Source organism: Rhizobium sp. 62_C5_N11_2, from assembly GCF_051811185.1.
Lineage (GTDB): Bacteria > Pseudomonadota > Alphaproteobacteria > Rhizobiales > Rhizobiaceae > Rhizobium > Rhizobium leguminosarum.
In genome coordinates this window covers 592,238-604,827 of record NZ_JBPWPW010000002.1, presented here as the reverse complement: position 1 = coordinate 604,827, position 12,590 = coordinate 592,238, and the positions used below count along the sequence as shown (strand labels likewise).

Genomic DNA, 12,590 nt, shown 5'->3' with positions numbered 1-12,590 from the left:
GAGACTGGCTGCCCTGCCTCGTTTTAGTCGCCGATGGCGCCGCGGGGGACGAACAGTCGGATCGAGAGTCCGTTCGGCATCCAGTCGCGCGCGATATCGACCCCGAGACTCTGACTTATTATCTGCTCAAGCCGGCTTCCAAAACCGATCGAACGTGGCTCCAATGCAGCCTGCGGAGGACCGCTGCTCTCAAGCCAGACGATCTCCAGGATCTCACCCTTCATCGTCGCTGCTATCTCCAGCTTCCCCTCTTCAATGGACAGCGCACCATATTTCGCGGCATTGGTTGCGAATTCATGGAAGAGCAGCGCGAAGTTTGTAATTTTGGTGCCGCTGATGTCGATGTCATCTCCGATCAGTTGCCAACGATTGGCACCGTCCCGCTCATAAGGCGCGAGGATATTTGACAGAAGCTGAAAGAGGGTGGTCTCCGGAGCGCCGGTCGCGGTCTCACCGTTTAAACTCGGCAATGTCATCTCATGCGCCCGCGAGAGGGCCATCAACCTGTCCTTCATTCCCGCGGCTAGATCAGCAGTCGTCTTTGCCGTCCTTCCTGCAAGGGTGATGATGCTGCCGGTAATGGCAAACAGGTTTTTTACCCGGTGATGCATCTCGCGCAGCAGAAGTTCCTGACGCTCGGCGGCGCGCTTACGCTCTGATATGTCGCGGGCAATTTTCGATGCGCCGATGATCTTTCCGTTGCCGTCCCGAATAGGCGAGATGGTGAGAGAAATGTCGATCAGGCTACCATCTTTACGTCGTCGTATCGTCTCGAAGTGATCAACGCGCTCGCCGGCCTGAATGCGGGCGAGAATGGCAGGCTCCTCGTTCAGGCGATCGGGTGGAATGACGATCGTGATCGGGTTGCCGATAGCCTCGTCTGCCGTATAACCGAAAAGACGCTCAGCGCCCTTGTTCCAGGTCGTGATGACTCCGCTGAGGCTCTTGCTGACGATCGCATCGTCGGAGGATTCGACAATCGCCGCAAGAAAAGCTGCAGCATTATGTCCGTGCTGCGCAGCTTCTATGTCCGCCTCCAGCTGTCGTAAACGGAGCTGGGCCTGGTCCTCGTGCTGCTGGTTATCGGAAATCGACATTTACGCCCGTCAATCAATGCATTTTTCAAGAAATCGAGACGGCCGAGGCCGCTAATGCACCGCCGACCATATTCGCTAAACACGACCAACAACAGTCAGAATGATATTATGGGTCGCAAATCCGTATGACGCCTTCCGAACGCGAGATCGCTGGCGAAAATGCCTTCGCCTTGAAAGGATTCGAACTTGCGGCCCCTTGGTGGACAATAGAGCCAGTTGAAAAGCCAAGCCCGTCGGGTGCAGCAATATCCCTTTCGAAAACCTTTTAAAAACTCAGTTCATTCAATTACCGATATAAACGCCGGGATCTGTTGCTCGAAGAACTTCGAGAACGAGGCGATACGGGGCGGCAGCACCTGATACGGGGGGTAATACAGGGTCAACCATAAGTCTGGCGGCGCCCAGTCCCGCAGGACGTGGACGAGCCGTCCGGTCCTGAGGTGCTCGGCCACATGGAACTTGGGCAGCATGGCGACCCCGACGCCGTCGGCCGCCATCCTCGCCAACACCTCTCCGCTATTGGCGCTGAATGCCCGGCCCGCAGAAATCGTGGCGCTACCACTGCCGTCCGACAGCGTCCAGGTCTCCCGCTTGCTGTCACCGCTATAGGCCAGGCAATCGTCTGGAATGAGCTCGTTCGGATGCTTCATGTCGGAAAACCGGCTGCCTGGCGCTGCGACGAGGATACGGCGCACGACGCTGATCTTGCGCCAGATCGTGAACTTGTCCGAGGGTGCCGCGGAAATGCGGATTGCCAGATCATAGTCGTCATCGATGATGTCAACGAGTCCATCCGCAAGCGAGATCTCGAAGCTGATCTTCGGGTAGCGTTCCTTGAAGGCCGAGAGGATGGGCGGCAGGACCTGCTGGCCGAACCAGGTCGGCGCGCTGATTCGCAGGCGGCCATGATCGGCCTTGTGGGTATTCATCATGTCCTTGCGCGCGTTGTCCAACGCCTGCACCGCCGGCTGTATCTGGGCGGCGAAGATCGCGCCGTCGGTCGTCAGCGACACCTGGCGCGTGGTCCGCACGAAGAGTTGCACGCCCAGGTCTTCTTCCAGGGCCGCGATCGCCCGCGTGACGGCTGCCGGGGTCATGTCGAGCTCGCGTGCGACCTGCGCGAAGTTCCGTTTCTCGGCGGCCAGCAGAAAGGTTCGAAGCAGCTTGTAGTCGTTCATTGATTATTTCACCTGAGGCAATTCACTGACAATTATTATTGCAATTCCGACCGGTGATCAACGGGCGTAGGTTTTCAATCACACCAGACAAACCAACGCAGCCGCGGAAGGGCGAGCATTATGATCAAGGATATCAAGGGACTGCATCACATCACGTCGATGGCATCGGATGCCCGGCAGAACAACGCGTTCTTCACGGACACGCTTGGCCTGCGCCGCGTCAAGAAGACCGTGAATTTCGACGACCCCAACGTCTACCACCTCTATTACGGTGATGAGGCCGGCACCCCCGGCTCCGTCATGACCTACTTCCCTTTTCCCGACGTAATGCGCGGCCGCCCAGGCGTTGGCGAAGTCAGCGAAACACAGTTCGCAGTGCCTAAGGGCTCACTCTCCTTCTGGCAGGATCGCCTGTCGGCAAAAGGAGCCGTCAACCTGCTTACCGACACTGCCTTCGGCGCTGCCCGCCTCCTGTTCAACGGGCCGGACGGCGAAGGGTTTGCCCTTGTCGAAACGGAAAATGATGGCCGCAAGGCCTGGACTGGTGCCGGCATCGACGAAAGCGTTGGCATCCGCGGCTTCACCGGTGCTAAGTTCCGCCTGCATGACACCGCTGCCACGTCCGAACTGCTTGGGTTCATGGGCTACCAGCGCGCCGAAACGGATGGTGCCGTCACCCGCTTCATCATCCCCGGCGGCAATGGTGCGGATACAATCGACCTCGAGGTCCTTCCGAAAACACCTTTCGCAAGGCAGGGCGCAGGTTCGGTGCACCACATCGCTTTCGCCGTCGAGAACCGCGCAAAGCAGCTCGAAGTCCGCAAGGCCCTGATGGACACGGGTTACCAGGTAACACCTGTCATCGACCGTGATTATTTCTGGGCCATCTACTTCCGGACACCCGGCGGCGTCCTGTTCGAAATCGCCACGAACGAACCCGGTTTCGACCGCGATGAAGATACGGCGCACCTTGGCGAGGTTTTGAAGCTGCCGGCACGGTACGAGCCTTATCGTGACCAGATCGAGGCCGGGCTGGCACCGCTCGCCGCCTGACGTCGCTTTCCAACAATACGGCGGCATAACTTTCAAGACGTGCCGCCTTCCCTGCCCCATTACCTACCTTCAACTCAGTCAAAGGAAGATACGAGATGTCCAGCAAGCTTCAGGTCCTCACCCCGCAGAATAGTCAGATCATCTTCATCGACCAGCAGCCGCAGATGGCTTTCGGCGTTCAGTCGATCGACCGCCAGGTCTTGAAGAACAATGTCGTCGGTCTTGCCAAGGCCGCCAGGATTTTCAACATCCCGACCACAATCACCACCGTCGAGACCGACAGCTTCTCGGGCAACACGTTTCCGGAACTGCTCGCCGTCGTTCCCGAAAACGACATCCTTGAGCGCACATCGATGAACTCATGGGACGACCAGAACGTCCGCGACGCACTTGCCAAGCAGGCTGCCGATGGCCGCAAGAAGATTGTCGTCGCCGGCCTCTGGACCGAGGTCTGCAACACCACCTTCGCGCTCTCCTGCATGAACGATACCGACTACGAAATCTACATGGTTGCGGATGCTTCCGGCGGCACCTCCGTCGATGCGCACAAATATGCGATGGACCGCATGGTGCAGGCTGGCGTCGTTCCGGTCACCTGGCAGCAGGTCCTGCTCGAATGGCAGCGCGACTGGGCCCGCAAGGAAACCTACGACGCGGTCACGTCGCTGGTGAAGGAGCATTCCGGCGCTTACGGCATGGGCATCGATTATGCTGTTACGCATGTCCACGGTGGAGCCGAACGCGTCAAGCATGGCAAGCGGATCGGCCCGAACCCTGCCAAGTAAACCGTCAATCACTCCGGCCGGCTGCGTCCTGCCGGAGTGATTTTCTTTCACCACGCGAGGTTCCCCTATGAAACTCTATCTTCTTTCACTTGGTGCCGGCCTGCTGGTGGGCGTGATCTACAGCCTGCTCAATGTTCGCTCGCCTGCCCCGCCTGTCGTCGCGCTCATCGGGCTGCTCGGCATCCTTGTCGGCGAGCAGCTCGTGCCGCTGGCAAAGAGCATTTGGGCTCGCGAACCTGCCGCCGTCTCCTGGCTTCATCAGGTCAAGCCGCACATGTTCGGTCACCTTCCGAAGGGCGGGAAAAACGTGGTGGCGGTGAACCCACCCCATGTAGATTCAACATCGGGGAAAAGCTGATGACGACGCGCCGCACATTCCTGGGCGCAGCATCGAGCCTCGCCTTTTCAAACTTGTTTTCACCGGCCAATGCCGCCGATCCCAACAAGACCGGAGCCGCTTCCATGTACGCAGACATCGTTCTTCACAATGGATTGATCACGACGCTTGATCGCGCGAATCCGAACGCCACCGCAATCGCCGTCAAGGACGGCCTATTCATGGACGTGGGCACCGACCGGGACGTCATGGTGCTTGCCGGACCCGATACGAAGATCGTCGACCTCAAGGGCAAGCGTGTATTGCCTGGTCTGATCGACAACCACACGCACGTCGTGCGCGGTGGCCTGAACTTCAACATGGAGCTTCGCTGGGACGGCGTGCGGTCGCTCGCCGATGCGATGGACATGCTGAAACGACAGGTGGCGATCACGCCTGCTCCGCAATGGGTGCGTGTCGTCGGAGGCTTCAGCGAACACCAGTTCGCGGAAAAACGCCTGCCGACGATCGACGAGATCAATGCTATTGCACCGGATACGCCTGTCTTTCTGCTGCATCTCTATGACCGCGCACTGCTCAACGGTGCTGCCCTTCGTGCCGTCGGCTATACCAAGGACACGCCGAACCCTCCAGGCGGCGAGATTACCCGCGACGCCAACGGCAATCCGACGGGCCTTTTGCTTGCCAAGCCGAATGCGGGCATTCTCTATTCGACTTTGTCGAAAGGGCCCAAGCTTCCGTTCGAATATCAAGTCAATTCCACCCGCCACTTCATGAGGGAACTGAACCGGCTGGGCATCACCGGCGTTATCGATGCCGGCGGCGGTTTCCAGAATTACCCGGACGACTATGCGGTGATCCAGAAGCTCTCGGACGAGGACCAGCTTACAGTCCGTCTGGCCTACAATCTCTTCACGCAGAAGCCGAAGGAAGAGAAGCAGGATTTCCTTAACTGGACGCAGTCGGTCAAATACAAGCAGGGCAACGATTATTTCCGTCACAACGGCGCCGGCGAGATGCTGGTGTTTTCCGCCGCGGACTTCGAAGATTTTCGCCAGCCCCGCCCGGACATGCCGCCGGAAATGGAAGGAGAACTGGAGGACGTCGTTCGAGTCCTCGCTGAAAACCGCTGGCCCTGGCGGCTTCACGCCACCTATGACGAAACGATCAGCCGCTCGCTCGATGTGTTCGAGAAGGTCAACAAGGACATCCCGCTCGAGGGCCTGAACTGGTTCTTCGACCATGCAGAGACGATTTCCGATCGCTCGATCGACCGTATCGCAGCGCTCGGTGGCGGCATCGCCACGCAGCACCGCATGGCCTATCAGGGCGAATATTTCGTCGAGCGATACGGCCACGGCGTTGCAGAGGCGACACCGCCGATCAGGCGCATGCTCGATAAGGGCATCAACGTCTCCGCCGGTACCGATGCGACGCGCGTCGCCTCCTATAACCCCTGGGTCTCGCTGTCCTGGATGGTGACCGGCAAGACCGTCGGCGGCATGCAGCTCTATCCCCGCGCCAATTGCCTCGACCGTGAAACGGCGCTGCGCATGTGGACCGAGAAGGTCACTTGGTTCTCTAACGAGGAAGGCAAGAAGGGCCGCATCGAGAAGGGCCAGTTCGCCGATCTCGTCGTGCCGGATAGGGACTTCTTCACCTGCCCAGAGGATGAGATCTCGTTTCTGTCCTCGCAGTTGACCATGGTCGGCGGCAAGATCGTCTTCGGTGCGGGCGATTTCAAGTCACTCGACGAGAACGACGTGCCTCCCGCGATGCCGGACTGGTCTCCCGTGCGCACGTTCGGCGGCTACGCGGCATGGGGCGAACCGCAGGGCGCAGGCATGAACTCCTTGCGCCGTACCGCGATCTCGACGTGCGGTTGCGCCAGTTCCTGCAATGTCCATGGTCACGACCACGCCGGCGCCTGGACATCGAAGCTACCAATTGCCGATCTCAAGGGCTTCTTCGGCGCGCTTGGTTGTGCCTGCTGGGCCGTTTGACGCCGCACGGTATCGCGCCCGCATTGAGTGGGCAGCGGCCTCCGCTGCCCAATTTGCTCTATCAGATCGTTTATTGCGAAAAGCGCAATTAAATCGAAATAATTGATGCAATTGTTGGCGATAATCTTTCTGGCCAATATCGCTCCACCAACGGCAAACAAAGCCGCTTGTTTTGATCGACAACATGACAGGAGCAGACATGATTGATCATTTTTCGTCCAGCCGTCACCGGGGCTCTCCTCTTGCGCGGATCATCACTGCACCAGCGACACGGTTCGTCGCACTCCTCGCTCTCTGCGCGGCCTATATCCAGGGGCCGCTCACCAAGCTCTTCGATTTCCAGGGCGCAATCGCTGAAATGAACCATTTCGGTCTGTATCCGGCGGCATTCTTCGCGGTCGCCGTTATCACCTTCGAATTAGCGGCTTCGGCCATGGTGGTATCGGGGATCCTTCGCTGGGCAGGTGCGCTGGCGCTCGCCGGGTTCACACTCTTTGCTACCCTTATCGCCCTTCGTTTCTGGGAGCTGCCCCCGGGCATGGACCGCATGATGGCAACCAATGCCTTCTTCGAACATCTCGGGCTCGCTGGCGCTTTCATCATTGTCGCGACAATTGATCTGACCAAGGGAGCTGGCAAATGAGCACTACCAAATCCTCCGGGGGCAGCTTTGCTCCCCTTGCCCAGCCCGTCTTTGCAGTTCTTTGGGCTGCAACCGTCCTCGGAAATACCGGCAGCTTTATGCGCGATGTCGCCAGTTCCTGGCTGATGACCGATCTATCGGCGTCGCCGGCGGCCGTCGCGCTGGTGCAGGCGGCCGGAACCCTGCCGATCTTCCTCCTGGCGATACCTGCAGGCGTGCTCACCGATATTCTCGATCGCCGCAAATTCCTGATCGCCGTGCAGATCTTGCTCGCGTCGGTCAGCGTAAGCCTCATGATCCTGGCAAATACCGGCATGCTTTCGGTCAGTGCGCTGATCGGCCTGACCTTCCTTGGCGGCATCGGCGCCGCGTTGATGGGGCCGACCTGGCAGGCGATCGTGCCCGAACTGGTGAAGAGAGAAGACGTCAAGAGCGCCGTCGCGCTCAACTCGCTCGGCATCAATATCGCCCGGTCGATTGGGCCGGCTGCCGGCGGCCTGATCCTTGCTGCCTTCGGCGCGGGCGTCACCTATGGCGCGGATGTTGCGAGCTATTTCGTCGTCATCGCGGCGCTCGTCTGGTGGCCGCGGGCAAAGAACGCGAATGATGCGTTGGCGGAAGGCTTCTTCGGCGCGTTCCGTGCAGGCCTGCGCTACACCCGCGCCAGCAAGCCCTTGCATGTCGTACTTTTGCGCGCGGCGATCTTCTTTGCCTTCGCCAGTGCCATCTGGGCACTCCTGCCGCTCGTCGCCCGAGAATTGCTCGGCGGTGACGCAGGCTTCTACGGTATCCTGCTTGGCGCCGTTGGCGCCGGCGCGATCGGCGGCGCATTGCTCATGCCTAAACTGCGCGAACGTTTTAATGCCGATGGCCTGCTGCTCGGTGCCGCTGTTATCACAGCACTCGTCATGGGCGCTTTGTCGCTCGCGCCGCCGAAATGGGTCGCCATCATTGTTCTGCTCTTTCTCGGAGGCGCTTGGATCACTGCCCTGACCACATTGAATGGCGCAGCGCAGGCCGTGCTCCCGAACTGGGTCCGCGGTCGCGGACTGGCGGTCTATCTCACCGTCTTCAATGGTGCGATGACGGCAGGTAGCCTTGGCTGGGGTGCCGTTGGTGAAGCTGCTGGGGTGCCGGGAGCGCTGCTGATCGGCGCGGTGGGACTGCTCGTTGCAGGCTTCATCATGCATCGTTTAAAGCTGCCGGCCGGCGACGCGGATATGGTGCCGTCCAATCACTGGCCAGAACCCTTGGTCGCCGAGCCTGTCGCCCACGACCGCGGACCTGTTCTGATCCTCATCGAATACCATGTCGAAAAACATCATCGCACAGCCTTCCTGCATGCGCTGGATGAGATGTCCCACGAGCGGCGCCGGGACGGCGCCTACGGATGGGGGGTGACGGAAGACTCCGCCGATCCGCAAAAGATCGTCGAATGGTTCATGGTCGAATCCTGGGCAGAGCATCTTCGCCAGCACAAGCGGGTTTCAAATGCCGATGCTGATCTGCAAGGCCAGGTCCTCGCCTATCACTCAGGAACGGACAAGCCGGTCGTCCGGCATTTCCTCACAATCAACCGGCCGGGGGCCGCCTAGCAACGCGGGAGAGCGGCATCCCCCACTACCTTCGAATCATAGCCATCAAAGGATCACGGTACGCGACAATGACCGAGAATTTCCCTTCCATCACCCGCCGCAGCGCATTGCTTTCCGGCGCTGCCACCGCAGCCGCCATGGCACTCCCCACATCTTTCGGGTTTGCTGCCAACATTTCTTCCACCCCCACCTCAATCAAAGGAGACAATAGAATGGGCTACATCACCACCAAGGACGGCGTCGAAATCTTCTACAAGGATTGGGGTCCGAAGGATGCCCAGCCGATCGTCTTTCACCATGGCTGGCCGCTCTCGTCGGACGATTGGGACGCACAGATGCTGTTCTTTCTGTCGAAGGGTTACCGCGTTGTCGCCCACGACCGTCGTGGTCACGGTCGTTCGGCACAGGTTTCCGACGGACACGATATGGACCACTACGCTGCCGACGCCTTTGCTGTCGTCGAAGCGCTTGATCTGAAGAATGCCGTTCATATCGGCCATTCGACCGGCGGCGGAGAAGTTGCCCGCTACGTTGCAAAATATGGCCAGCCCGCTGGCCGCGTTGCCAAGGCCGTTCTGGTTTCCGCCGTCCCGCCGCTGATGCTCAAGACCGAGACAAATCCGGGCGGCTTGCCAATGGAAGTGTTCGATGGCATCCGCCAGGGCGTAGCTGAGAACCGCGCGCAGCTCTTCGTCGATTTTCCCACTGGTCCGTTCTATGGTTTCAACCGCCCTGACGCCAAGGTCTATCCGGGCGTTATCCAGAATTGGTGGCGGCAGGGCATGATGGGCAGTGCCAAGGCCCATTACGACGGGATCAAGGCCTTCTCCGAGACCGATCAGACGGAAGACCTGAAGGCAATCACTGTTCCGACGCTCGTTATGCACGGCGACGACGACCAGGTCGTGCCGATCGACAATGCCGGCAAGCTTTCCGTCAAACTGGTGCAGAACAGCACCCTGAAGGTCTATCAGGGTTATCCGCATGGCATGCTGACAACCCACGCCGATGTCCTGAACGCCGACCTCTTGGCATTTGTCCAGGCTTAATTGGACTGTCCGGGTGAGGCCGTTTCGGCCGCACCCGGATCCGGCCACACAAGCTCGACCAATATGGCCATCGCCGTGAGTTTTCTGTTCTGAAGCTTAGCTCAAGAGCAGTGCTGCGCGATTGTGTATCCGTCAGTGTCGGTTGCGCAAGCGCCAAGCCGCAGGAGGCACTCCCTCGGCCCTCGTGAAGGTTGCGACGAATTCATTTTCGTCAGGAAAGCCGCACTCTGCAGCGATCCGGGCAATAGTTTCACCGGTTCTGCTCAGTTGCGATTGGGCTCTGCTCATTCGATATGACGCGATCCATTCCGAAACTGACTGCCCGGTCGTGCTCAAAAATCCGGAACAGAGCTCATCGACTGAAAACCCGCACGCTTCGGCGATCTTATCGACCGGTGTGCCGCCTGATAGGTTCGCAGCTATGTACGCCTTGATGCGCTTTTCCTGCAGCAGAGACAGTTGACCGGTGCCCGAAAGGTGCTGGATGGGGGACCGCCCATAACGATGCGTAAGATGGGCGCTTAGCGCTAATCCGATATGAGGAAGCAGTGTGTCCCTGACTTCGTCCGGCATGTCGAACATCGGTATCAGTGCAGCGCCGATATTGCGGACCACCTGATCGTCAATCCCGCGGCAGGTTATGAGGTCATCAATACGCGGCTCGCCTGCTTCCTCAGCGAGCTCGATAAAAAGCGCGCTTGGGATATGAAACGCGAGTGCTTCGAAGCGGCCACGAACGGAAATTGCGGCGCCGTTCCTCAGACTGATAAGACACATAGAACCTCTGGAATAGGCCTTCAGAGGTGTCCGTGCACCGTCCGGGCGGACGTCACAATGATCAACGTCGACGAGATAAAGCATGACCAGAAAGGCGTCATCAGCCGGCAGGAGGATTGTATGTTCGCCATTGTCATAGGAGTGCTCGAGATGGACGACAGCGAGCTTTGCCTCGTAAAGAGGCCTGATTGCCAGCGCCCTTGCAGCACTAATCCCAAAACACGCCGCAATTCTCTCACTGACGGTCAACGCTTCACTCACATGTGTCTCGATCATCCTGGCTGGGGACTGTATAGCCGTCCCGACGAGATGCTGCGCTTCAAAGTTTCCTACACAGGTTTCAAACGGCAATATTGAACAAAAGGATCCTCGCGGGGCCGATTTAACAAATTGTCGTGTGGCAACTTAGCGTGGGAAAGCTACCAAGCCGGCATGTCCCGTGTTCGAGTGTCTAAAAATGAAAGAAGTGCGTCGTGGTCCAAGTTCTCCCCCTCCGCCACCAATCTTCCACTGGAAACTCGGCCGACGGGTTCGGGTGCTCGTTGAAGCAGTTGTCGATCAACCAAAGCCTATTTGGTTCAGACATCGATATCTTTCGGAAGGCGACAGTCAACACTAAACTCGATCAGGTTATGACACCGGCAAGCGATCGAGGTTTCGTCGTGGGGGTTTCCTCGCTCGGTGGCCACACGCGGCGCATCTTCCACGAACATCGTGCGAAAGCTCACGACTTTACCGAGAATTCGATCTATATTCGCGATCTCTCGGACGCCTACAAGGCGGATCTCGGCGGTCCTTTCGATTTCGTGCTGTTTGAAATTTCACCAGCGTCCCTCGGCAAGATTGCCGATGATGCTGAAATGCCCGGCGTGACGTCGCTGTCAGTTGAAACCGCATCAAAAGATATTGTGCTTGCCAATCTCGCTCGGGCGCTGATCCCGGCACTCGAAAAGCCAGACGAGGCCAATGCACTATTCGTCGAACAAATGACGACGGCCATCGGAACCTACCTGGTCCAGCGTTATGGCGGCCGGCCAACGGTAGCCTCTGATAGGTCGGGTAGCCTTTCGCGGACGCATGAGGATCTGGCGAAAAGTCTGCTTCTTGAGAACCTCGACGGCAACGTGTCAATTTCCGAAGTCGCGCAGATGTGCAATCTGTCGCGCGGCTATTTCATTCGCGCTTTTCGTGAGACGACCGGTATGACGCCCTATCAATGGGTTCTTCGTGAGCGAATAGACCGCGCCCGCAACCTCCTACGGACCTCAAAGACTCCGCTCGCCGAAGTGGCCATCGCCTGCGGCTTCGCGGACCAAAGCCATTTCACGCGCGTCTTTGCAGGTATCGTCGGCACCACGCCTGGCAATTGGCGGCGCAACACCTGATCCAGACGAATCCTCTTGGAAGATTCGTTCGAACCGGAAGCTCTTGACCCGATTCGAACCTGAGACACACCAAATCCCACAGCTCCATCCGAGGTGCGCTAAATTGATTCACTTGCCCAATCTTCATGCGCGTGGCGAATTCGTATTACAAAAATTGTCTCATCATCTTCGATCCGATAAACGATTAGATGCGCTTTGAAGGGATGAATTCTAACGGGCGGATCAATCTCATCCCGTTCGCGCCGATGCGTGGATTGACAGCTATCAGATCAAATAATGCGAAAAGTTCATTGTGGTATCGCTTTGCCTGGCCTGCCCCGAACATACGGACACCTTGCTCGGCGATCGCAATAATGTCCTCTTCCGCTTCGGCAGAAAGCTTAAAACTCATGACTTGCTGGCACGAGCCATCGCTTCAGCAAAGAGTTCATCCTTTGATCGGATGCCGACACCACTTTGGAGCCCGGCCTCGACGAAGCTTTGCATGGCGGCGATCTTATCGTTTCGCGTCTGGTCGCGTCGGATCAGGTCGCGCACGTAGTCGCTAGCATTCGAATATCGCCCGGTCCTGGCCTGGGCCTCCACCCAATCCTTCATCGGGCCTGGAAGAGATACGTTCATCGTGGCCATTGATAACCTCCACTTGAAGGCAACTTAGCCGATTTTGGCAAAGTTTGTCAAAAGCTCG

General features: G+C 58.4%; 13 protein-coding genes and 1 pseudogene. 8 read left to right on the top strand and 6 right to left on the bottom strand.

Translation table 11 applies throughout. The annotated features are described in order from the left end of the window. Positions 1-23: 23 nt before the first annotated feature. Together AB8B31_RS26390 and AB8B31_RS26385 are read right to left on the bottom strand one after the other, a co-directional pair. Complete coding sequence (locus tag AB8B31_RS26390) at positions 24-1,097, bottom strand: PAS domain S-box protein (RefSeq protein WP_131591272.1); 1,074 nt, start codon at positions 1,095-1,097, stop codon at positions 24-26. 278 nt (positions 1,098-1,375) lie between these two features. Next, positions 1,376-2,275, bottom strand: coding sequence for a LysR family transcriptional regulator (locus AB8B31_RS26385; protein WP_131591271.1), 900 nt, complete (start codon positions 2,273-2,275; stop codon positions 1,376-1,378). Positions 2,276-2,395: 120 nt separating this feature from the next. Here AB8B31_RS26385 and AB8B31_RS26380 point away from each other — a divergent pair, with 120 nt between their 5' ends. The 6 genes from AB8B31_RS26380 to AB8B31_RS26355 all read left to right on the top strand — a co-directional run bounded on the left by AB8B31_RS26380 (position 2,396) and on the right by AB8B31_RS26355 (position 8,691). Next, on the top strand, positions 2,396-3,328 hold the full coding sequence (locus AB8B31_RS26380; protein WP_131591270.1) for a VOC family protein: 933 nt from the start codon (positions 2,396-2,398) through the stop codon (positions 3,326-3,328). Positions 3,329-3,423: 95 nt separating this feature from the next. Then, complete coding sequence (locus AB8B31_RS26375) at positions 3,424-4,113, top strand: hydrolase (RefSeq protein WP_018517690.1); 690 nt, start codon at positions 3,424-3,426, stop codon at positions 4,111-4,113. Between the two features lie 67 nt (positions 4,114-4,180). Then, on the top strand, positions 4,181-4,471 hold the full coding sequence (locus tag AB8B31_RS26370) for a XapX domain-containing protein (RefSeq protein ID WP_112908192.1): 291 nt from the start codon (positions 4,181-4,183) through the stop codon (positions 4,469-4,471). Continuing rightward, positions 4,471-6,453 carry an amidohydrolase gene (locus tag AB8B31_RS26365; RefSeq protein WP_130654120.1) on the top strand — a complete coding sequence of 661 codons (1,983 nt, stop codon included), beginning with the start codon at positions 4,471-4,473 and terminating at the stop codon, positions 6,451-6,453. Before AB8B31_RS26370 ends, AB8B31_RS26365 begins: the two co-directional genes overlap by 1 nt. A 199-nt stretch (positions 6,454-6,652) precedes the next feature. Next, positions 6,653-7,096: a DoxX family protein gene (locus AB8B31_RS26360; protein WP_113543135.1), complete on the top strand. Its 444-nt coding sequence runs from the start codon at positions 6,653-6,655 to the stop codon at positions 7,094-7,096. After that, complete coding sequence (locus AB8B31_RS26355) at positions 7,093-8,691, top strand: MFS transporter (RefSeq protein WP_222319179.1); 1,599 nt, start codon at positions 7,093-7,095, stop codon at positions 8,689-8,691. Before AB8B31_RS26360 ends, AB8B31_RS26355 begins: the two co-directional genes overlap by 4 nt. Before the next feature lie 25 nt (positions 8,692-8,716). Here the strand turns inward: AB8B31_RS26355 and AB8B31_RS26350 are convergent, their stop codons facing one another. Beyond that, complete coding sequence (locus AB8B31_RS26350; protein WP_439007573.1) at positions 8,717-8,875, bottom strand: hypothetical protein; 159 nt, start codon at positions 8,873-8,875, stop codon at positions 8,717-8,719. A 28-nt stretch (positions 8,876-8,903) separates the two neighbouring features. Between AB8B31_RS26350 and AB8B31_RS26345 the strand changes: the two genes are divergently transcribed. Continuing rightward, the gene (locus AB8B31_RS26345) at positions 8,904-9,740 is read left to right on the top strand and encodes an alpha/beta fold hydrolase (RefSeq protein ID WP_245504015.1); all 837 of its coding nucleotides are present in this window, start codon (positions 8,904-8,906) and stop codon (positions 9,738-9,740) included. 132 nt (positions 9,741-9,872) lie between these two features. On the opposite strand, the gene AB8B31_RS26340 is transcribed toward AB8B31_RS26345, so the two are convergent. Beyond that, complete coding sequence (locus AB8B31_RS26340) at positions 9,873-10,766, bottom strand: helix-turn-helix transcriptional regulator (RefSeq protein ID WP_131591290.1); 894 nt, start codon at positions 10,764-10,766, stop codon at positions 9,873-9,875. A 302-nt stretch (positions 10,767-11,068) separates the two neighbouring features. Here AB8B31_RS26340 and AB8B31_RS26335 point away from each other — a divergent pair, with 302 nt between their 5' ends. Beyond that, the gene (locus AB8B31_RS26335; protein ID WP_131591289.1) at positions 11,069-11,902 is read left to right on the top strand and encodes a helix-turn-helix domain-containing protein; all 834 of its coding nucleotides are present in this window, start codon (positions 11,069-11,071) and stop codon (positions 11,900-11,902) included. A 98-nt stretch (positions 11,903-12,000) separates the two neighbouring features. On the opposite strand, the pseudogene AB8B31_RS26330 reads toward AB8B31_RS26335, so the two are convergent. Together AB8B31_RS26330 and AB8B31_RS26325 are read right to left on the bottom strand one after the other, a co-directional pair. Beyond that, positions 12,001-12,293: pseudogene (locus tag AB8B31_RS26330) on the bottom strand (type II toxin-antitoxin system RelE/ParE family toxin). Further along, positions 12,290-12,532: a type II toxin-antitoxin system ParD family antitoxin gene (locus AB8B31_RS26325; protein WP_028739446.1), complete on the bottom strand. Its 243-nt coding sequence runs from the start codon at positions 12,530-12,532 to the stop codon at positions 12,290-12,292. Before AB8B31_RS26325 ends, AB8B31_RS26330 begins: the two are co-directional and overlap by 4 nt. Between the last annotated feature and the right edge of the window lie 58 nt (positions 12,533-12,590).

Coding starts and splice junctions, on each gene's coding strand:
- AB8B31_RS26390 (WP_131591272.1), bottom strand. CDS start 1,097: ATGTCGATTTCCGATAACCAGCAGCACGAGGACCAGGCCCAGCTCCGT.
- AB8B31_RS26385 (WP_131591271.1), bottom strand. CDS start 2,275: ATGAACGACTACAAGCTGCTTCGAACCTTTCTGCTGGCCGCCGAGAAA.
- AB8B31_RS26380 (WP_131591270.1), top strand. CDS start 2,396: ATGATCAAGGATATCAAGGGACTGCATCACATCACGTCGATGGCATCG.
- AB8B31_RS26375 (WP_018517690.1), top strand. CDS start 3,424: ATGTCCAGCAAGCTTCAGGTCCTCACCCCGCAGAATAGTCAGATCATC.
- AB8B31_RS26370 (WP_112908192.1), top strand. CDS start 4,181: ATGAAACTCTATCTTCTTTCACTTGGTGCCGGCCTGCTGGTGGGCGTG.
- AB8B31_RS26365 (WP_130654120.1), top strand. CDS start 4,471: ATGACGACGCGCCGCACATTCCTGGGCGCAGCATCGAGCCTCGCCTTT.
- AB8B31_RS26360 (WP_113543135.1), top strand. CDS start 6,653: ATGATTGATCATTTTTCGTCCAGCCGTCACCGGGGCTCTCCTCTTGCG.
- AB8B31_RS26355 (WP_222319179.1), top strand. CDS start 7,093: ATGAGCACTACCAAATCCTCCGGGGGCAGCTTTGCTCCCCTTGCCCAG.
- AB8B31_RS26345 (WP_245504015.1), top strand. CDS start 8,904: ATGGGCTACATCACCACCAAGGACGGCGTCGAAATCTTCTACAAGGAT.
- AB8B31_RS26325 (WP_028739446.1), bottom strand. CDS start 12,532: ATGGCCACGATGAACGTATCTCTTCCAGGCCCGATGAAGGATTGGGTG.